Annotated in this window: 19 protein-coding genes; 7 read left to right on the forward strand and 12 right to left on the reverse strand. The window is 61.7% G+C overall.

What is annotated here, in order from left to right:
* Nucleotides 1–855: 855 nt before the first annotated feature.
* Nucleotides 856–1077: a DUF2188 domain-containing protein gene (locus FFS21_RS13900; protein WP_137925371.1), complete on the reverse strand. Its 222-nt coding sequence runs from the start codon at nucleotides 1075–1077 to the stop codon at nucleotides 856–858.
* A 569-nt stretch (nucleotides 1078–1646) separates the two neighbouring features.
* On the opposite strand from FFS21_RS13900, the gene FFS21_RS13905 reads away from it, so the two are divergent.
* On the forward strand, nucleotides 1647–1922 hold the full coding sequence (locus FFS21_RS13905) for a hypothetical protein (RefSeq protein WP_137925372.1): 276 nt from the start codon (nucleotides 1647–1649) through the stop codon (nucleotides 1920–1922).
* Between the two features lie 521 nt (nucleotides 1923–2443).
* On the opposite strand, the gene FFS21_RS13910 is transcribed toward FFS21_RS13905, so the two are convergent.
* From FFS21_RS13910 to FFS21_RS13920, 3 genes are all read right to left on the reverse strand, one after another.
* Entirely contained in the window at nucleotides 2444–3022 is a 579-nt protein-coding gene (locus FFS21_RS13910; RefSeq protein WP_137925373.1) for a hypothetical protein, read from the reverse strand.
* Nucleotides 3023–3182: 160 nt separating this feature from the next.
* On the reverse strand, nucleotides 3183–3704 hold the full coding sequence (locus FFS21_RS13915) for a hypothetical protein (protein WP_137925374.1): 522 nt from the start codon (nucleotides 3702–3704) through the stop codon (nucleotides 3183–3185).
* 516 nt (nucleotides 3705–4220) lie between these two features.
* Complete coding sequence (locus tag FFS21_RS13920) at nucleotides 4221–4535, reverse strand: helix-turn-helix domain-containing protein (protein WP_137925375.1); 315 nt, start codon at nucleotides 4533–4535, stop codon at nucleotides 4221–4223.
* Between the two features lie 161 nt (nucleotides 4536–4696).
* On the opposite strand from FFS21_RS13920, the gene FFS21_RS13925 reads away from it, so the two are divergent.
* The 3 genes from FFS21_RS13925 (at nucleotide 4697) to FFS21_RS13940 (ending at nucleotide 6450) form a co-directional block, all read left to right on the forward strand.
* Nucleotides 4697–5134 carry a hypothetical protein gene (locus FFS21_RS13925; protein WP_137925376.1) on the forward strand — a complete coding sequence of 146 codons (438 nt, stop codon included), beginning with the start codon at nucleotides 4697–4699 and terminating at the stop codon, nucleotides 5132–5134.
* Between the two features lie 473 nt (nucleotides 5135–5607).
* Nucleotides 5608–5937, forward strand: coding sequence for a hypothetical protein (locus tag FFS21_RS13935; protein ID WP_137925378.1), 330 nt, complete (start codon nucleotides 5608–5610; stop codon nucleotides 5935–5937).
* Nucleotides 5938–5961: 24 nt separating this feature from the next.
* Nucleotides 5962–6450 carry a hypothetical protein gene (locus FFS21_RS13940; protein ID WP_137925379.1) on the forward strand — a complete coding sequence of 163 codons (489 nt, stop codon included), beginning with the start codon at nucleotides 5962–5964 and terminating at the stop codon, nucleotides 6448–6450.
* Nucleotides 6451–6644: 194 nt separating this feature from the next.
* Here the strand turns inward: FFS21_RS13940 and FFS21_RS13945 are convergent, their stop codons facing one another.
* The 7 genes from FFS21_RS13945 to kbl all read right to left on the reverse strand — a co-directional run bounded on the left by FFS21_RS13945 (nucleotide 6645) and on the right by kbl (nucleotide 14065).
* Complete coding sequence (locus FFS21_RS13945) at nucleotides 6645–8162, reverse strand: efflux transporter outer membrane subunit (protein ID WP_249359371.1); 1518 nt, start codon at nucleotides 8160–8162, stop codon at nucleotides 6645–6647.
* The gene (locus FFS21_RS13950) at nucleotides 8159–9124 is read right to left on the reverse strand and encodes an efflux RND transporter periplasmic adaptor subunit (protein ID WP_171020410.1); all 966 of its coding nucleotides are present in this window, start codon (nucleotides 9122–9124) and stop codon (nucleotides 8159–8161) included. Before FFS21_RS13950 ends, FFS21_RS13945 begins: the two co-directional genes overlap by 4 nt.
* Nucleotides 9121–9330, reverse strand: coding sequence for a DUF1656 domain-containing protein (locus tag FFS21_RS13955; protein WP_137925440.1), 210 nt, complete (start codon nucleotides 9328–9330; stop codon nucleotides 9121–9123). The genes FFS21_RS13950 and FFS21_RS13955 overlap by 4 nt, the downstream gene beginning before the upstream one ends.
* Complete coding sequence (locus FFS21_RS13960) at nucleotides 9330–11306, reverse strand: FUSC family protein (RefSeq protein ID WP_137925380.1); 1977 nt, start codon at nucleotides 11304–11306, stop codon at nucleotides 9330–9332. Before FFS21_RS13960 ends, FFS21_RS13955 begins: the two co-directional genes overlap by 1 nt.
* Nucleotides 11303–11773 (reverse strand): MarR family winged helix-turn-helix transcriptional regulator, encoded by a 471-nt coding sequence (locus FFS21_RS13965; protein WP_137925381.1) that lies wholly within the window; start codon nucleotides 11771–11773, stop codon nucleotides 11303–11305. Before FFS21_RS13965 ends, FFS21_RS13960 begins: the two co-directional genes overlap by 4 nt.
* A 121-nt stretch (nucleotides 11774–11894) precedes the next feature.
* Nucleotides 11895–12866: an NAD-dependent epimerase/dehydratase family protein gene (locus tag FFS21_RS13970; protein WP_137925382.1), complete on the reverse strand. Its 972-nt coding sequence runs from the start codon at nucleotides 12864–12866 to the stop codon at nucleotides 11895–11897.
* Nucleotides 12863–14065 (reverse strand): glycine C-acetyltransferase, encoded by a 1203-nt coding sequence (kbl, locus tag FFS21_RS13975; protein ID WP_137925383.1) that lies wholly within the window; start codon nucleotides 14063–14065, stop codon nucleotides 12863–12865. The genes FFS21_RS13970 and kbl overlap by 4 nt, the downstream gene beginning before the upstream one ends.
* A gap of 92 nt (nucleotides 14066–14157) precedes the next feature.
* Here kbl and FFS21_RS13980 point away from each other — a divergent pair, with 92 nt between their 5' ends.
* Nucleotides 14158–14748, forward strand: a complete 591-nt coding sequence (locus FFS21_RS13980) for a helix-turn-helix domain-containing protein (protein WP_137925384.1) — start codon at nucleotides 14158–14160, stop codon at nucleotides 14746–14748.
* Nucleotides 14749–14833: 85 nt separating this feature from the next.
* Here FFS21_RS13980 and FFS21_RS13985 read toward each other — a convergent pair whose 3' ends face one another.
* On the reverse strand, nucleotides 14834–15505 hold the full coding sequence (locus FFS21_RS13985) for a GntR family transcriptional regulator (protein WP_137925385.1): 672 nt from the start codon (nucleotides 15503–15505) through the stop codon (nucleotides 14834–14836).
* Between the two features lie 118 nt (nucleotides 15506–15623).
* Here FFS21_RS13985 and pruA point away from each other — a divergent pair, with 118 nt between their 5' ends.
* Both pruA and FFS21_RS13995 read left to right on the forward strand, forming a co-directional pair.
* Entirely contained in the window at nucleotides 15624–17249 is a 1626-nt protein-coding gene (gene pruA, locus FFS21_RS13990; protein ID WP_137925386.1) for an L-glutamate gamma-semialdehyde dehydrogenase, read from the forward strand.
* Nucleotides 17250–17312: 63 nt separating this feature from the next.
* On the forward strand, nucleotides 17313–18521 hold the full coding sequence (locus FFS21_RS13995; RefSeq protein WP_137925387.1) for an ABC transporter substrate-binding protein: 1209 nt from the start codon (nucleotides 17313–17315) through the stop codon (nucleotides 18519–18521).
* Nucleotides 18522–18581: the final 60 nt, after the last annotated feature.

Consider the following 18581-nt stretch of genomic DNA (forward strand, 5'->3'; position numbering starts at 1 on the left):
CATCTTCCCTCAGGCGCGTGCATGCACGCTCCCTGAGGGAACCCCTCCAGCGTCCATCACCGTTCTTGCTCAAATCCCCACGCTTTCGGCATCACGAAAGCTGCTTATGCACAGCTGCCGAGCATATGTTCTCTGAACATGCACGATGTCAGAGTCCGCTGACCGTTCCCTGACAAAGATCGGCCACTCACGTTTGAGAGGCCGATGGCGCAGAAGGGTCGGAACTCGCCTCTGGCGCAGGCATACCACGACCGGATTCACAAGACCGATATCTGGCCAAGAGGCATTGGGCGACTCGCAAAAGGGGGGCCCGAGCGGCTTAGCTCAAGGCTGCTTGACTCGATCGCTTCCACTAAGTCGGTCGCAATATGCCGGCGGCGTCGATTGCGCAGAAACCGACCTTCGAGATTTCATCTAGCACCGCTTAGGCCTCGATACCTCATCGCAGTTGAACAGTTCAACTCGGTGAACACTTCAGAGACGGGCGAGCCAAGCCACCGCAGCACAGCAACCGGGCAATCTTGAAGGGAAAAGGCAGCGGGGAGGAATAGAGCTTTACCGTCGCTTCGGACGATCAAGATGTTCATGAAGGTTCTTTGGGGACTTCAGCCAGCAAAGCAGGAGGATCCTCAGAGTGTTGGTGGACGGCAAAGGCCGTTCCACGGCAAGTCACCCACCCTCAGTTCGCAGCGCTTAGACCATCCGCATTACGTCGTCCAGGCGGTCAGCTGGCAAATTGCCGTTAACACGGTCTCGTAGTGTCTGTTGCCCTAGCGCGGCATGGACTTACGCTCGAGAAGCAGCAGGGAAACCGCTGGGCCACTGTCGACGTGGGTGAGTCCTGCGGCATGCCTCCTAGCCTTTGACGTCGCGGGGATCGTGGCCGAAAGAATTCCGCTCGCGGATTTGGCCATCGCGGCCGTGGATCAGCAGTTCGACCTTGTCGCGTTGGGCGCGTTCGGTGCCTGCCTCGATGGCTTCCTCCTGGGTGGCGAACATGGTGCGCTTACCGCCATCCGGCACTTCCACTGCCCACCCTTCGCCAGCGGGCACTACATGAACATCCTTGCTGGGCATGACCGTCTCCTATTCCTGTGAGCATAGTCTGCGCGCGGATGGGGGTGGGTGCTATAGGCGAGCGTCCGACAAGGTCCGGCAAAAAAAACGCCGCAGCGCAGGGACGCGGCGGCGTGGTAGCTAGTTCAAAATGCTGTTTCCAGCAGGGCCATGGTGTCCGAACTGGCCAGTAAAGGCGAGCACTCTTCGGCTGTAGGTATCCGTCCTACATGGGGAGCCCCGCTACCACGGTCATGCTGCGCAGTTCCTGCACCGCTTCGTCCTATTGTGCACGTAGCGCATCTAAGGCGACGAGAATTTTGCGTTCAGACGCATATGACGGAGAGAGACATATGGCCGATAGACGATCGAATCGCGAAGCTTCTTGCGACGTACGCTAACAAATCGCCACCTCCGGTCCCTCGAATCGCTTCGACTCCACATAGTCTCTAGCCCGTGACAGCGCCCCAAAAGGTAAAACCTACAACGAGGCGACCGCACCATTTGGATGATTTGGAGACATGTCATCAGGTGATACATTGCTACCGTGGACGAAGCCAACAGAGCCCAACCGACGACGGAGTGCCGCCATGAGTGAACGACTACGCTGGATCACTGCTCCGCATCGTGGCCTGTATATCCACGCCTTGGCATTTCAGCTCTCAGACAGTTCCACAAAATGTTCCTTTCCCGGACCCAAATGGGGCTATTTGGTGGGCGTCGGTCGCAGCGAAGTTCCATCGATCGACTCCCACTATGACGGTGCCGACGAGGACGAAAGCGACTATTTCACGCGTGAATCGGCGGAACAAGCGGCTCTCCATTTTGGCCAGCGCGTTGCCGACGTTATCCTAGAGTTCGAGTGAGATTGGCGCCTAGTATGCGAAGGCACTGCCCAACCTCGCCTTTACCAACGGCATGTGCCGGTTGAGTAGGCGTGGTCGAAGCGCGCGACTTCGGCGTGCGGGTGCACACCGTCGAGAGGGGCTTGCCGATAGAGCGGCGGCAGGGCCACCGCACGCCTTCGTAGCAATGTGCGGATTCATCTGTGATTTGGCCGAGGGCTACCATGCCGCCATGAAGAAGCATGGCAAGGAGATCCTTGGCGACATTGCAAACTACACCCACATCTTGCCGGTGCTTTGGGTTAGCGGGGACGTGGGCGAGCGGTCGGATGGTTGCAAGAAGCGGATAAATCTGACGAGATCCGCGCGTCTCGTTTCGGACAACTTCCGGTCTTTCTATAACGATGGCACGGTCGTCAGATGAGTCGGAAGGAGTCATATCGCATTGCTACCGGCACCGAATCTGGCAGCATCACAATGAGTCGTTCCGACTTGCCCGCCACTGGCAGGCAGTCCATCGTCGAAATCTCTATTCGTCTGACTCAAAACTCCGTTGGACTGAGCACGACCCTTAACCGCTTGGCATTGTCCGATGTTGGCAACAAAGGCACCCGGTTCGACATCATTGGATACGCTTCTGGATGGTGTTCTACATACTCCGCCATGCTATTCCACGGTTCTGGCTCGTCCCGGACATTGCGATAGTTCACCAGCCCGTCAGGAGTCGGCGGAAGTTCGGGAATCTCGGGAAAGTAGAATCGATAAGCCCAAGTTCCGTCTTGTTCAACGCCGAGCACAACCGGCAGCACCTTCCACTCCTTCCACATGTGGAGGTCTTCCCAAACATCCCGGTCCCTCGCATCCGCAAGCCAGCGCAACATCAAGTCGCCGACGGAGAGTGTCATCTCGAAGATGGGCTGGTCGCCGAGCTGCAGGCTTCCGAAAGTCAGGGTAGCGGGCGAGAAATCCTCTGGCAGGCTAGCCAGGTCGCATGTGGCCACGGGGCATGTCAATGCACCAACGTAAGGTGGCAGCCCTTCCGGCATCTCCCGCTTGCGCCAGAACTGCCCAAAGAGGTTGAACTGCACTACAGCATGCACACCGTTTTCGAAATCGTTCATTTGTTTCACATTGTTGGATTGCGAACCTCGCTAAGTGCGGGCTCGCGCAGGCCTCAAGCCTGTCTATGAGTGTAGGTTCGCAGCGACGTCATGATTTGACGTGCCGGCAAGATAGGAAATGAGCGCAGCTAGTCGCTGCGCTCGAGAGGTGCCAGCAGCGTTACGGGACTTGCCAGTCGACGTGGCGATGCAACAAGCCGTCATGCAGGACATGCCCAAACGCGCATCGGGCCCACCAGAAGGTCAGATAGAACAGAGGTTCGTCTTCGAACTTGCGAGCGCGATCCTCCCAGGCATCGAAGTCTGCAATCAGCTTCTTCGCTACCGCTGGGCCGATAGGAGAGCATCCAAAGCTTCGATGGAGAATCTCGTAGAACGGCCCGCCCGGAGCATTGTTGTCCTCGTTCTCTTGGTCATAGCCGACGAGCCGGGCAAGTGCGGCGTCCCACTCGAGAAAATCGCCGAAGAACAGCTTGTATTCGAAGCGCTGCTCGTACGTGTACAACGCATCGCAAAGATACTCGGGCCGAAGGTTCGGGCGCGTGCCGAAGTCTGAATCAAGTCTCGTAACAAGCTCCACGTTCGTCCTGTCCTTGGCCGTCACGGGGTCGACCTCGTAGGTGAACGGGTCTGGCTTTTCCTCCAGCAACTTCAGGCCTCGCGATACCCTATAAACGTACATTTCCACTCCTGCATAGAACCTAGGTGGTGAGCGCTCCAGGTGAAGCACTCACGCAGCTCCGATTGGGCTGCAGAGGGTATAGAGCGAAATGGACGCGATGACGGATTCGAAAGTGAGTCGGAAGGTGTGTCCGTTCCTCATCGCAGGTGCTGTCGGACGGAAATCGCGCCGGCAGGAAGGGAGTTTTCCTCGCGTGGACTGCTGGAAAGAATTTTCGCGAAAATTGTGCGATCTTCGGCGGCGCCGCGATCGTCACGGAAGGCCACGTGCTCTGACTCTGGAGAGGCGACCAGGTTGGGGGAGAAGCTGCTATCCAACCGAGGTTGCTGCGGGCAGGCAGATCGCGCAGGCGAATGGCCTACTTAGGAGTGTAGGCGCGCGGAAGACTCATGAATTCGACGTGGGCTGCGTGACACGGCTTGAGGGGGTGAAAACTCTGGGCTAGCTGGGGCCTTTTGCCGGCGGGGGACGTATACCGAGAAATCGTCCTTAAGCTACTGGCTCGTAAGAACTGCGCTACTTGACCGACTTTGGCTTCCGGGCGAGCTTCTTCTGGACGCGCCGGGTGGTCTCCATTGCGGCTTCAAACTCAGAAAGCTGCACTTCGACCCGCGCGAGGACGTCGACTATCGTCGTACCAAGCGCCATGCACCACTTCCGGAACTCCAGCACATCGAGCCGGCGCCCTCCCAGCTCGCACTTGCTAATGAAGTTCTGATCGACTCCCATCCTGGCGGCAAGCTCAACTTGCGTTATCGCTCTGGACTCGCGTTCCGCCCGAAGAGCGTTGAGCAAAAGGGCGTACTCCTCCTCAGGAATGGAAGTTCTCATTGCCGGCGTGACGGGTAGTGAACCCGCTAGCTTGCCGTCAAATGCCCAATAGTGTTAAATTTGAATACTCTAAAATCGCACTATTGACGAATCTTAGCGGCCGGTCCCCTTCTAGCGCCGGCGCTGAGCGGAAATGGCACATCGGTCTGCGGAGACCCGGGATGGAAATGGAACACATACGAAAAGGCTTGGTCACTCTGCTAGAAGAGTGGCCTGAGGGAGCTGCGACCACCCATAAGAGGTACAGCTTCGGCAAGGCCATCGACCAAATGACAGAGCTGGAGTTGATGTACCAACTTTGCATAACCGATGGCCTCGAAATCATTGGAGACCCGACGAAGGCTTTTGCTGCATACGACGCCGGCAGAAGCAGTCTCAGGGTCTATTCAATGAACAATGCTCACGTTCAGATGACGCCTTGCGACTCGACGAGCCGACTCGCCGTCCTGGAGTACGCGCAGACGCACGGCGCAAGCTTCACAGTCATCCGCGGCGAAGTGACCTGCGCAATTGACGATGTCACGGCAACGGGGAAGACTTACTTCGTGGCTGCGCTCAGAGCTATGGCGAAGTACCACGCCACCCACAAGCCTGAGTAACGCGGACCAACATGCCGAAACGAGCCGCCCTACCCTCAAGGTTCAACCGGCAAGAGCTTGCCTGTATTGGAGTCGAGCAGGCTTGTAGGGGCAGAAATGCACCGTTAATTGCAAAGACATTTTTGCGCCAAGAGGTACGGACATGGCGCGCATAGACCCGGCGCGCTCGTACACCGCTGAAGAGCTCCAATATGAGATTGGCTCCAGTCTCAGACGTCTACGTATCAATCGAAATCTGGAGCAAGTCGTCCTGGCAGAGTGCGCAGGTGTCAGCACGCGAGCTTTGCGGAATCTCGAGCTGGGTAACGGCTCCTCCTTACATACGCTTGTCTGCGTAGTTCGTGCACTCGGTCGGCAGGAATGGTTCAACATGATCGGGCCTGTCGCGACAATCAATCCATTGATGATGACGAGAGATGCAGAGCCTCGCCAGCGCGCCAGCAAGCCTCGACCGAAGAAACCGGAGACGAACCATGAACCTCAATGACGTGCCAGAGGACTTCCCGCGCATCGCGATTCCGGCAGTGGTGACGGGCGTGCAGCCGAAGATTGGCGTTCGGGAGATTGACGGCCAATACGTCGCCGGTCAAACCGAGGAAGAGCGCTATGGGCGTTGGGATATGTGTGAGGATCTGGCGCGGCAGTTGTTGCGGGTTGCCAGGAAGGATGAGACGGAACATCCAGGGCAGTCGCGGGAAATGACGCTTAAGAGAGTCCGGATTTCCGTGTCGCAGAAGGGTTGGTGCTCTGAGGACGAGTTGGGTTGGCTTATCGGGAGACTGGCTGTGCTGCTGCAAGCTTGAGCGGGCGACCAGGGAGATGCTGCCGTGCCGCTTCAACTAAAGGATGCCATCGACAAGCTTTACAAGCCGCCGAGGGATGGAAAACGCCAGGTGCTGGCGGTGTCGCGGGTTGTCGCTGAAAAGTTGCCACGATTGGAATCCGTGGCGGTTATCTCAGTTACTGCGCCTGGGAGGCCGCTGGCCAGTCTGGAGGGATTTGAGCAAGTGTTGCGGCTGAGCTTCGCCGATGTCGACTTCATGAACCCGGAGCTATCGGCTCAAGCAAGAGAGAAGCTGGTGGAGGCGTTCCGACCGAAGCATGCGGAAGCGATTCGAAGGTTCGTCGAGGTGCTACCAATAGAGGTGGCAACTGTCGTCGTGCATTGCGAGGGAGGCTACTCACGGTCGAGCGCGATCGCGTTAGGGCTGCACCGGCTGTATGGCTACGCGACCGATACCAAAGAATTAAGCCAGGCGAATCCTTCCGTACTGCAAATTATGCTGGGGAAATGCACTGCCAAACGAGGTATTTGATCGGGCACCCCTAGTCTCACTGTCAGTTCTACTGGGTCCAGATTAGTCTATAGTGCAGTGACGGTTTGACCCCATACAAAGGGTCACCCAAAGCAGAAGCGGACTTGGACGGACGATAGGCGAAATACAAGAATTTGAGAGCGGCTCCCCTTCTAGCGCGCTCAGAGCAAAAAAGGGGAGCGTTTGTCAAACCCTTACCTGACAACGGTTTGCGGCGGATTGGATTGGTTTGACAAGCCACATGATGCGGATTTGACAAGCCCTATTCTATGGGCGCAGGCAATCGCCGGCGCATCCTGCCACCCACCACCCAGAGCGAGGAACAGATTGATCTGATCCATCGCCACCACCGCATCCGAGGTGGCGAGCGCCGCGTCCGTGTTGGCCAGCGTGCGGTCCGCGTCCAGGCTTTGCAGGTACGGCGAGCGCCCTGCCTGCCACAGCTTGCGGTTCTGGCGTGCGGCTTCCTCGGCCTTGTCGCGGGCCGAGCGCAGCGACTGGTTGCGCTCCAGTTCATGCGTGTAGGCCGACAGCGCGCTCTGCGTCTCGCGCAGCGCCTTCAGCACCACGCCATCGAAATGCGCGAGTGAACCTTCCGCCCCGAATTCCATGTTGTGAATGCGTGCCCGCGTGCCGCTCGTGGGAATGGTCCACGATATCGCCGGCCCCCAGCCCCAGTGCGCCGTGGGCGCCTGGCCCAGGTGATCGAGAATCCCGGTGAAACCCGCCGACGCGCCGATGCGGATCTGCGGGAACAGGTCAGCGGTGGCCACACCGATCTTGGCCGTGGCCGAAGCCAGTTCGCGCTCGGCCTGGCGCACATCCGGACGGCGCTTGAGCAGCGCCATGCCATCGCCCACCGGCAGCGGCTGCTTCAGAGCGGGCACGTGCTCGCACGCCACGCTCTGGATGTCGAGCGCCATCGGCGGCTTGCCCAGCATCACGGCCAGCCGGTATGCAGCGCCTTCCTGTTCGGCGCGATACTTCGGCAGCACGGCGCGCAACGTATCGGCCTGTGCCTGCGCGCGCAGTACGTCGGTCGGCTGGCCACGGCCGGCATCGACGAGTTTCTGCGCGAGTGTCACGCCGCGTTCCTGCAGGTCGAGTTGGTGTTGCGCCACGTGCAGTTCGTGCGTAGCGGTGCAGCCCTGCACATAGGCGCGCACGGTCTCGGCCACCACGCCGACGCGGGCCTGATCCAGCGCGGCATGACTCGCCTGCGCGGCGGCCAGCGCGGCCTCGTCGGCGCGCTTGAGCTTGCCCCAGAAGTCGATCAGGTACGACACCTCGAAACCGATGTCGCCAAAATTCATCGCCGGGATTTTTTCTTCGTGCAGCAGCGGTTCGCCGGCAATCTGGCCGCGTTCGGCGCTGGCGCGGAACTTGGCTTCGGGCAGGTTCTCCGCCTCCACCTCGTGGTAGATGGCGATGGCGCGCTTGAGGTTGGCGGCCGCCACGCGCAGGTCGGTGTTGGCGACCAGCGCCTGTTGGACGAGTCCGTCGATATGCGGGTCGTCGTAGAGACGCCACCAGTCGTTGGGTACGTCGCCAATCGACACGGCGCCGTTGTCGGGACCGCCGAACGGGCCATTCGCTGCGGAAGATTGCACGACGGCATCGTCAGGCACCTTGTGGTCGGGGCCCACGGTCATGCAGGCGGCCAGCGCCAGCGGCAACATCGCCGTCAGCGCGACACGGGCAAAACGTTTCACTGCACAGCTCCGGTTGCGGGTGCGCGCTTGCCGGCCAGCGCTACCTTGTCTTGCGATTGCGTCGCGGCTGCCGGCGCAGCCTTGGTTGCTTTCGAACCGTCATCGCGCACCGATACCGTCGCGGTACGGCCCGCCACCAGACGCACATCGTCAGGCATCTGGTCGAACTGGATACGCACCGGAATCCGCTGGGCCAGGCGCACCCAGTTGAATGTCGGATTCACGTTGGGCAGCAGGTTCGAGCCATTGCTACGGTCGCGATCCTCGATGCCAGCCGCGATACTTTGCACATGGCCGTGCAGCACACGCTTCTCGCCCATGATGCGGATCTCGACCGCGCTGCCGATATGGATGCCCTGCAGTTTGGTTTCCTCGAAGTAGCCTTCCACATGGAACGATGTGGAATCCACCATCGACAGCACCGGCTTGCCCGTCACCACGTAGTCACCCAGTCGCGGCAGGCGATCGTTGACGTAGCCTTCCACCGGGCTCGTCACCTGCGTGCGCGCCAGATTGAGCTTTGCCACGCCGATGGCGGCATCGGCCTGCGCCAGTTGGGCTTCGCCCTGCTGCACCTTGGCCAACCCTTCCTCGATGATTTCCTTGGACACCACGTCAGACAGCGTCTGGCTGCGCTTGGCCTCGCGGCGCGCCTGCGACAGGTTCGCGCGCACGGCAGCAGCGGTGGCCTCGGCCTGCCGCAGCGCCAGCGCGTAGCGTTCGCGATCGATCTCGAACAGGACGTCGCCGGCCTTCACATGCTGGTTGTCCTTCACGGCGATGCGCGTGACCAGACCGGAGACATCGGGCGAGACCTGCACCACCTCCGCGCGGATGTGCCCGTCGCGCGTCCATGGCGCCACGGTGTAGTAATCCCAAAGGTGTTTGACAACGACCGCGCCAACGGCCGTTACAGCCAGCGTCAACACGACCGGCCCGAGCGTAGAGAGTCTGAATTTCATGATTGCAGCGATGGCGCCAGCGCCACCACCCCACCGAGGATGATCGCGTACAGCGCAAGATTGAACAGTGAACGGTGCCAAACGAGCCGGTAGAAGCCCACGCGCGTCAACACCGCGCGTGCGCCACTCGTGATGAGGAAGGCCGCGAACATCCATACGAGCAAGCTCGGGATGAACACGCCATAGATACTGAATTCACCGGGCATCATGCCTTCCTGGAAACGGTTGCCGGCAGCGCCGGCGGAAACAGGGCCACCTGCATATCGACCAGCGCGGCCAGCGCCACGCGGGAACGCACCTTCTGCTGCGCGTTCGTGATGCGGGTCTGCAACGCCTGCGGCGGCGCATCGGCGGATCCGTCGAGCCGGGCCTTGTAGTACGTGGTGATACTGCGCAACACGCGGCGCACCGCATGCTGCTCGTCGCCGGGCATCGACGCCATCTCGCGTTGCAGCGCCAGCGCGGTCAGTTCCACACGCACTTCGCTGAAGCCATCGCTCGACACCTCGCTTTCGCTGGCGGCCAGCCGGGGCACCAGTTGCGCAAGACGGTCCAGCATGCGGGCGCGCAACCGGGTATGCGAATCAGGATGCTGGCCCAGCGCGTTCTCCGCGATGTCGCTCCACCCTGCCCGCACCAGCCGGCGCGTGGCGGCGCGCGTGCCGAATGGCCGCACCACCAGCGTCCACGCCAGCGCGAAAGCAATCCCCGCAATGCCGGCAATGTTGCTGTTGAAGAACGACTGGAAGTTCGCGCTGTAGGCACCCTGGATGCCGATGTCGTTGGCCGTCACCACGGCCAGCGGCATGCCGATCATCGCCAGGCGCGGCTGCGCCACGAGCAGGCCGATGATGAGATACGGCACGGCGAACATCAGCACCAGCATCTCGAAATCGTGCGCCACGGGCAGCACCGCGAACAGCATGACCATCGAGATCAGCAGGCAGACGATGTTCCAGTTGAAGAACGAGCGGATCATCGGCGCAGGCTCGTCGAGCGCGGCAAAGAAGCAGCACGAGATCGCGCCCAGCGCCACGGCGCCCGCGCCATCGGCCCAGCCCGTATGGATCCACACCAGCCCCATGGCGAAGATCGCCAGCGCCACGGTCACCGTGGAGAACAGCAGCATGCCGTGATCGTAGTGGCGGGCACGACCCACTTCCCAGCGCAGGAATTCCGGCACCCACTCGCCCTGGATGTGTTTCTCGCCCAGGCGACGGCACAGCGTCATGCAGTCATGCCACAGCGCCACCATCTGGTGCAGGCGATCTTCGGCGGCGGTCACCAGCGCGGCATCCCAACCGGGTTCCAGCGGTGTGGACGGCAACGTGGGGCGTGTATCGCTGGCGGCGCCAGCCTGTATCCACGCCTTCACGGCCTGCATCTGCACGGCCAGCGGCGCGGGCACCCCGCCAGCGGCCTGCATCGATTCGACGATGGTCGCCAGCGAAGACAGCACCGGCAGCAGCATCGTCATGCGGCCACGCAGTTCCCGCGCGGCGCGTACGCGGTCTGCGCTTTCGGCGTCGTAGCCAAGCTGGCTGATGAGTTGGTCGAGGGCCAGGATGTCGGCAGCCAGGCGATGACGGCTCTGGTGCAACGAGACGCGGGCGCCGGGCGCCGCGGACAGCATGTCGGTGGCCCACAGCGTGGCATCGGCCATCCACTGGCGTGTCTTGTCGCGCAGCACGTTGGCCACGCTGGCCGGCATCAGCACGGCGCCCACTACCGCAGCGCAGAGAATACCGAGGCAGATTTCCTCGGAGCGCGCGACGGCGAGATCGAAAATACCGGTGGGGTTATCGACGGAAGGCAGCGCCACCAGCGGCAGCGTGTAGGCCGCGAGCATGAACACGTAGCTGCGCGGCGTGCGGTGCATCAATGCCACATACAACAGGCAGGCCACCCAGATGGCCACGGCGGCCATCAGCAGCGGCGGCGAGTTGACCAGCGGCGGCACCATCGCGATACCTGCGGCGGCACCGATCAGCGTACCGAGCACGCGGTACAGCGCCTTGGAGCGCGTTGCTCCCGTCAGGGGGTGCGCCACGATATAGACAGAGCCCATCGCCCAGTACGGACGAGGCAAGCCCAGGTACATCGCTATCCACAAGGCCAGCATCGCTGCAATGAAAGCCTTGAAGGAAAAGATCCAGTCCCGGGCAGACGGCCAACTCATCATGCTGCGCCGGACTCCTGCCGGTTCGACGAAGCGGCGGCGGCCGCGCGCGACAACGCTTCGAGCACGCGCAGCGTGGCAGCCATGTCCTCTTCGGAAATTTCCGCGAACACCTCGCTGCGCAACTGCTTGAGTTCCACCTCGATCTGCTCGGCCATGCGGTCGCCGGCCTCGGTCAAGGACAGCACATTGGCGCGCCGGTCGCTGGGATCCACCTCGCGGCGCACCAGTTCGGCGGCGCTCAGTTGATCCACCAGCCGCACCAGCGTGGCGCCTTCGACGCCCACGTAGTCGGCCAATGTGACCTGGCGAACACCACCGCCCAGGCGGCGGATAAAGAGCAGCGGCGCGGCGGCGGCGGCGGAGATTCCGTGCGCAGTCACAGCAGCCTGGCTGATCTGTCGCCATTGGCGGCCGGCAAGCATCAGCTGGCCGGTAAAGGCGAATCGGAGAGCATCGATCTTTGGCATGGGCGAATAATAGACATGAATTAATTAGAATGCAAATGATTTATTTGCGAATTAGTTCACATGGCAAGTACTTCACCCGCAGTGCCTGCCGATGCACTGCGCTATCTCGCCTTTGCGGCGCTTAAGCCGCAGCCACACTCAGGCGCAAGTTCTCCAGCATGTCGTCCACCATCTGCTGCAGCGAGAAATGCGGCTGCCAGCCCCAGTCACGGCGCGCGGCGCTGTCGTCGATCGAATCGGGCCAACCCTGGGCAATGGCCTGCCGATAGTCGGGCGCGTAGTTCACCTTGAAATCCGGCACGCGGCGCTGGATCGCTTCGGCGATCTGGGTGGGTGTGAAGCTCATGCCGGCCAGGTTGTAGCTGCCGCGCTCGCGCACCTGTTCGGCCGGCGCTTCCATCAGCTCCAGCGTGGCGCGGATCGCGTCGGGCATATACATCATCGGCAGGCGCTCGTCAGCTTCGAGGAAGCAGGTGTAGGGCTCGCCACGCACCGCGTGATGAAAGATATCGATTGCGTAGTCCGTCGTGCCGCCGCCGGGCGGCGTCTTGTGCGAGATCAGGCCCGGATAGCGCACGCTGCGCACATCCACGCCATGATTCTCGAAGTACCAGCGGCACCAGCCCTCGCCCGCCTGCTTGGAGATGCCATAGACCGTGGTCGGCTCCATGATGGTTTTCTGCGGCGTGTCCACGCGCGGTGTCGAGGGGCCGAACGCGGCAATCGAACTGGGCCAGAACACGCGCGAGATACCGTGATGGCGCGCGGCTTCCAGCACATTGAGCAGACCCGTCATGTTCAGGTTCCACGCCCATTGCGGTGCCTTCTCGCCGGTGGCGGACAGTGCTGCGGCCAACAGATAGATCTGCGTAATGCCATGACGCTCGATCACCGTGGTCAGTTCGCCGCGATCCGTGATGTTGAGCATTTCGTGGGCGATGTGGACGTGGCGGCCCGTGGGCACGACATCGGAAGTCACCACCTGTTCGCGCCCATGGCGCTCGGCCAGGGCGAGCGCCAGTTCGGAACCAAGCTGCCCATTGGCGCCGACGATCAGGATCTTCGGCGCGCCAGTGTTGACTGCTGCGTTCATTGCACCAGCCCCAGTTCACGACCTGCCTGTGCAAATGCATCGAGCGCAGTGCGCAGCGTGGTCTCATCGTGTCCGGCGCTCATCTGCACGCGGATACGCGCCTGGCCCTTTGCCACCACGGGATAGAAGAAGCCCACCACATAAACGCCGAGTTCAAGCAGCCGCTCGGACAGTTTCTGCGCCTTCTCTGCGTCGTAGACCATGATCGGCACGATGGGATGATCGCCCGGCTTGATGTCGAAGCCCAGCGCGGCAATGCCTTCGCGGAAGAACTTCGTATTGGCTTCGAGCCGGTCGCGCAGTTCGGTGCTGCCTTCGAGGATATCGAGCACGGCAATGCTGGCGCCGACGATGGCGGGCGCCACGGTATTCGAGAACAGATAGGGACGCGAGCGCTGGCGCAGCAGGTCGATGACTTCCTTGCGGCCCGATGTGAAACCACCCGATGCGCCACCCAGTGCCTTGCCGAGCGTGCCGGTGATGATGTCGATCTTGCCGAAGACGCCGCGTGCTTCGTGCGTGCCGCGACCGCGCGCACCCATGAAGCCGGTGGCGTGGCATTCGTCGATACCCAGTAGCGCGCCGTGCGCATCACAGATGCGCCGAATCTCGTCGAGCCGCGCTACGGTGCCATCCATCGAGAACACGCCATCGCTGAACACGAGCTTGAAGCGCGCGCCATCGGCATCGGCCTGCTTCAACTGCGCGTCAAGATCGGCGAGATCGTTGTGCTTGTAGCGGTAGCGCTTCGCCTTGGAGAGGCGGATGCCGTCGATGATCGACGCATGGTTCAGTTCGTCGCTGATCACGGCGTCATCGGGGCCGAGCAGCGTTTCGAACAGGCCACCGTTGGCGTCGAACGCCGAGCCATAGAGGATGGTGTCCTCGGTGCCGAGGAATGCGGCGAGCCGCTGTTCGAGCGACTTGTGCAAATCTTGCGTGCCGCAGATGAAACGCACCGACGACAGGCCGTAGCCATGGGTGCGCAACGCCTCGTGCGCGGCTTCGATCACCTTGGGGTGCGAGGACAGCCCGAGATAATTGTTCGCACAGAGATTGATGACCTCGCGGCCATCCGCCGTGCGGATCGTTGCGCCCTGCGGCGTAGCGATGATGCGCTCACGCTTGTACAGCCCCGCTTCGCGGATGGCAGCAAGCTCCGCGCGGATCGATGCATAAAACGCCTCGGCACTCGACATGGCCAGACTCCCGGTGGTAGTGTCTCGAATCACTCGATCGATAAATCGAACGAGTTCTATATAACGAACGTGCCGTGCACTATAACGAACGAATGACGACGACGCAACCCGTCCCCGCAGAAGGGCCACCAGCCGTTGGCAGCACGCTGCAGGCCCTGCGCCAGAGCCAGCAACTGTCGCTGGACGACCTCTCGCGGCGCGCCGGTGTTTCCAAGTCTATGCTGTCGCAGATCGAACGGAATCTTGCCAATCCCACCGTGGCGGTGCTGTGGCGGCTGGCAAACGCCCTGGGGGTGAGCCTGGCCGACTTCCTGGCGCAAGGCGGCAGCGCGCCACCGGCCCCGGCCATTACCGTGGTGCAGCCGCACGCGATTCCGGCGCTCAAGAGCCCGGATACGCGCTGCGAGCTACGTATCCTGGGTCCGATCGACCTCGCGGGGCGCTTCGAGTGGTATGAGTTATCGATCCAGCCCGGCGGCGTACTGGCATCCGATCCGCACGATACGGGCACGCAGGAGCACCTGACGGTGCTCACCGGCGCCATGACAGTGCAAGCCGGGGGCGACGAGAAGAAGTTGAAGCATGGCGAAACGGCGCGCTATGGCGCGGACGTGGCACATGCGATTGGGAATCCGGGGAAAGGTGTGGCGACGGCGTTGTTGGTGGTGGTGCATCCGACTTGAACTACTGACGTAGTTCTCCCGGATTGTTTCGCTCCCCTCTCCCGCAAGCGGGAGAGGGGAGAAAACCGAAGAGCAAGGGAAAACGTTACCCCTCCTCCTTCATCCGCTCGCTCGCCAGCAAATTCCGCTTCGTCTCCAGGATGTGTTCCTCGAGCAAAGCCGCCACCTTCACCGCATCGCGCGCCTTGCACGCTTCGAGGATGCGATAGTGGTCAGCCTGCGGGCCTTCCTTGCCGGTAGCCAGTGACATCTGTTCGTGCGTATAGCGATCGGTATTGAGGCAAAACTCCTCGATCAGTCGGCGCAGGCGCTTGTTGTTGGCCGGCGCGCAGAGTGCCAGGTGGAAGCGCCGGTTGTACTCGGCCCATTCCGCGAGCGACTCCGAACTCGAGTACGCGTCAAGAATCTCCTGCATTTGCTGGAAATCCTGCTGAACCATGTTCGGCACGCCCAGCCGCGCCGCGTGGCATTCGAGCGCCACGCGGATATCGAGCAGTTCGCAGATCTGCGACACATCCATCCCCGACACCACGGCGCCCCGGTTGCGCTGGTACGTCACCAACCCTTCCGTTTCTAGCTGGCGCAGTGCCTCGCGCACAGGAATGCGACTTGCGTTGAAGCGCTCGGCCAACGCGTCCTGCCGCAGTTGAACACCCACGGCAAGCGTGCCTTTCAGGATTTCATAGCGAAGCTGGTCACGGATGATCTGGGGTAAACCCTTGGTAGGGGCGCTGGTGCGGCCCGGTTGAATTGACATGGGAAGTGCTGGAGATCGGTGTGCGATTCGAGTGAGGTCCCTATTGTGCCTGAATATTCGCGCTGCTATATTGGATCCAATTTCAAACATTGCATATCCAATAGGTAATTTGTCGTATATGTCTGCAAACAATCTGCATCCAAAAACCACTAATGAAACCGTTCTGAGCTACGCACCCGGCAGTGCCGAGCGCAAGGCGCTGATTGCCGAACTGGACGCGCAGCAGGCACACGTCCTCGAAATCCCCGCCGTGGTCAACGGTGAGCGCATCACCAGCGCCAGCCATACCGATGTGCGCGCCCCGCACGCCCATGCGCAGATGCTGGGCCAGGTCCACAACGCCGACACCCCCACCATCAACGCCGCGATCGATTCCGCCGTGGCTGCGCAGCGGGACTGGGCCAACGCGTCGCTGGCCGAACGCTCGGCCGTGTTCCTCAAGGCCGCCGACCTGCTGGCTGGTCCGTGGCGCGCAAAGCTGAATGCCGCAACGATGCTCGGCCAGGGCAAGACTTCCTATCAGGCCGAGATCGACTCCGCCTGCGAACTGATCGACTTCCTGCGCTTCAACGTGCAGTTCGCGCACGAGATCGCCAACGGCCAGCCGATCTCGTCGCCGGGCATGCGCAACCACCTCGAATACCGTCCGCTGGAAGGCTTCGTCTACGCCGTGACGCCGTTCAACTTCACGGCTATTGGCGGCAACCTCGCCATCGCTCCGGCACTGATGGGCAACACCGTGCTCTGGAAGCCTGCGGCCACGGCCTCGCTGTCGAACTACCTGTTCATGGAATTGCTCGAAGCGGCGGGTCTGCCGAAAGGCGTTATCAACTTCGTGCCGGGCGATCCGGTGGCGGTCAGCGGCGCCGTGCTGGCGCGTCCGGAACTGGCTGGCATCCACTTCACGGGCTCGACCGCCGTGTTCGACATGCTGTGGGGCGAAGTGGGCCGCAATGTGTCGCGCTATCGCAGCTATCCGCGTCTGGTTGGCGAAACGGGCGGCAAGGATTTCGTGCTCGCGCACGCATCGGCCGATGCCGAAACGCTGGCCGTGGCCCTGCTGCGCGGCGCCTTCGAATACCAGGGCCAGAAGTGCAGCGCGGCATCGCGCGCCTACATTCCCGCGTCGCTGTGGCCAGAGGTCAAGGATCGACTGGCTGCGCTGGTCGACACCATCCGCATGGGCGACGTCACCGACTTCACCAACTTCATGGGCGCCGTGATCGATCGTCGTGCGTTCGACCGTATCGCCGGTCATCTACAACGCGCGGCCAGCGATAGCAACGTGAAGATCATCACCGGCGGCAAGGCCGATGACAGCGTCGGTTACTTCATCGAGCCGACCGTGCTCGAAGTCAGCGATCCGCGCCACACGCTGATGGAAACCGAACTGTTCGGCCCGGTGCTGAGCGTCTATGTCTACGCGGACGAGCACTGGCCCGAAGTGCTGTCGCTGGTGAACGGCACCAGTCCTTACGCACTCACCGGCGCGGTGTTCGCCAGGGACCGCACAGCCGTCACACAGGCATCCGAAGCCCTGCGCTATGCCGCAGGCAACTTCTATATCAACGACAAGCCCACGGGCGCCGTGGTTGGCCAGCAGCCGTTTGGCGGCGCGCGCCGCAGCGGCACCAACGACAAGGCGGGCTCGCCGCTGAACCTGCTGCGCTGGGTTTCGCCGCGCACGGTCAAGGAAACGTTCGTGCCACCCGCCGACTACCGCTACCCGCATATGGCCGGCTAAAGCCGGTACATCGAGAGATCGAGAGAGACAGTTTTCAAGCCACACCACCACGGAGAAAAAGAGATGAAGCGAGCCACCCTGCTGTCCGCCCTGGCGTTCAGCCTGACCACGTTTGCCGGCGCAGCCAGCGCGGCGATTTCCGGTGACGTCGTCAAGATCGGCGTGATGACCGATCTGTCCGGCGTGTATCTGGATTACGCCGGCAAGGGTTCCGTCGAAGCCGCCAAGATGGCTATCGAGGACTTTGGCAATGGCCTGCCCGGCAAGAAGATCGAACTGGTTACCGCCGACCACCAGAACAAGGCCGACATCGGCAGCGCCAAGGCGCGCGAGTGGATCGACCGCGACGGCGTGGACACCATCGTCGACCTGCCGAATTCGTCGGTCGCGCTGGCCGTGTCGCGCATTGCATCGGAGAAGAAGCGCATCTCGCTGATCACGGGCGGCGCCAATCTGCGCCATACCAACGAGGAATGCTCGCCGTACATCGTGCATTGGGTCTATGACACGTACGCGCTGGCCAACGTGGCCGGCAAGGCGATGGTCAAGCAGGGCCTAAAGAGCTGGTACTTCATGACGGCCGACTACGCCTTCGGCGCGTCGCTGGAAACCGCTACGGCTGACGTGGTCAAGGCATCGGGCGGCAGCGTGGTAGGTCAGGTCAAGCATCCGCTCAACGCCTCCGACTTCTCGTCGTTCGTGCTGCAAGCACAGGCATCGAAGGCGCAGGTCGTGGCTCTGGCCAATGGCGGCGGCGACACCATCAACGCCATCAAGGCCGCCAACGACTTCGGCCTGCCGAAGAACCAGACGCTGGTGGGTCTGCTGATGACCATCAGCGACGTGCACAGCCTGGGCCTGAAGCTGACGCAAGGCATGAAGATGACCGACGCGTGGTACTGGGACCTGAACCCGCAGACGCGCGAGTTCGGCACCCGCTTCTTCGCGCGCATGAAGCGCATGCCGAACATGGTTCACGCTGGCACCTACTCCGCTGTGCTGAACTACCTGAAGGCCGTACAGGCCACGGGCAGCGATGATTCGGACACCGTCATGGCTGCGTTGAAGAAGGCCAAGATCAACGACGCCTTCGCCAAGAACGGCTATGTCCGCGCGGATGGCCGCATGGTGCACGACATGTACCTGATGGAAGTGAAGAAGCCCGCCGACTCCAAGACGCCGTGGGACTACCTGAAGCTGGTGGCCACCGTGCCGGGCGAGGAAGCCTTCCAGCCGCTGGCGCAATCGCGCTGCCCGTTGGTTAAAAAATAACTCGGGGACGGTTCCCCTCTCCCGCAAGCGGGAGAGGGGAGAAAACCAGCAGCGATTTCA

The sequence above is a fragment of the Cupriavidus sp. 2SB genome, assembly GCF_005503625.1.
In the GTDB taxonomy this organism is placed as follows: domain Bacteria; phylum Pseudomonadota; class Gammaproteobacteria; order Burkholderiales; family Burkholderiaceae; genus Cupriavidus.

Bases quoted from the DNA above. Each gene is read 5' to 3' on its own strand.
- FFS21_RS13900 (WP_137925371.1), bottom strand. From the start codon at position 1,077: ATGCCCAGCAAGGATGTTCATGTAGTGCCCGCTGGCGAAGGGTGGGCA.
- FFS21_RS13905 (WP_137925372.1), top strand. From the start codon at position 1,647: ATGAGTGAACGACTACGCTGGATCACTGCTCCGCATCGTGGCCTGTAT.
- FFS21_RS13910 (WP_137925373.1), bottom strand. From the start codon at position 3,022: ATGAACGATTTCGAAAACGGTGTGCATGCTGTAGTGCAGTTCAACCTC.
- FFS21_RS13915 (WP_137925374.1), bottom strand. From the start codon at position 3,704: ATGTACGTTTATAGGGTATCGCGAGGCCTGAAGTTGCTGGAGGAAAAG.
- FFS21_RS13920 (WP_137925375.1), bottom strand. From the start codon at position 4,535: ATGAGAACTTCCATTCCTGAGGAGGAGTACGCCCTTTTGCTCAACGCT.
- FFS21_RS13925 (WP_137925376.1), top strand. From the start codon at position 4,697: ATGGAAATGGAACACATACGAAAAGGCTTGGTCACTCTGCTAGAAGAG.
- FFS21_RS13935 (WP_137925378.1), top strand. From the start codon at position 5,608: ATGAACCTCAATGACGTGCCAGAGGACTTCCCGCGCATCGCGATTCCG.
- FFS21_RS13950 (WP_171020410.1), bottom strand. From the start codon at position 9,124: ATGAAATTCAGACTCTCTACGCTCGGGCCGGTCGTGTTGACGCTGGCT.
- FFS21_RS13955 (WP_137925440.1), bottom strand. From the start codon at position 9,330: ATGCCCGGTGAATTCAGTATCTATGGCGTGTTCATCCCGAGCTTGCTC.
- FFS21_RS13960 (WP_137925380.1), bottom strand. From the start codon at position 11,306: ATGATGAGTTGGCCGTCTGCCCGGGACTGGATCTTTTCCTTCAAGGCT.
- FFS21_RS13965 (WP_137925381.1), bottom strand. From the start codon at position 11,773: ATGCCAAAGATCGATGCTCTCCGATTCGCCTTTACCGGCCAGCTGATG.
- FFS21_RS13970 (WP_137925382.1), bottom strand. From the start codon at position 12,866: ATGAACGCAGCAGTCAACACTGGCGCGCCGAAGATCCTGATCGTCGGC.
- kbl (WP_137925383.1), bottom strand. From the start codon at position 14,065: ATGTCGAGTGCCGAGGCGTTTTATGCATCGATCCGCGCGGAGCTTGCT.
- FFS21_RS13980 (WP_137925384.1), top strand. From the start codon at position 14,158: ATGACGACGACGCAACCCGTCCCCGCAGAAGGGCCACCAGCCGTTGGC.
- FFS21_RS13985 (WP_137925385.1), bottom strand. From the start codon at position 15,505: ATGTCAATTCAACCGGGCCGCACCAGCGCCCCTACCAAGGGTTTACCC.
- pruA (WP_137925386.1), top strand. From the start codon at position 15,624: ATGTCTGCAAACAATCTGCATCCAAAAACCACTAATGAAACCGTTCTG.
- FFS21_RS13995 (WP_137925387.1), top strand. From the start codon at position 17,313: ATGAAGCGAGCCACCCTGCTGTCCGCCCTGGCGTTCAGCCTGACCACG.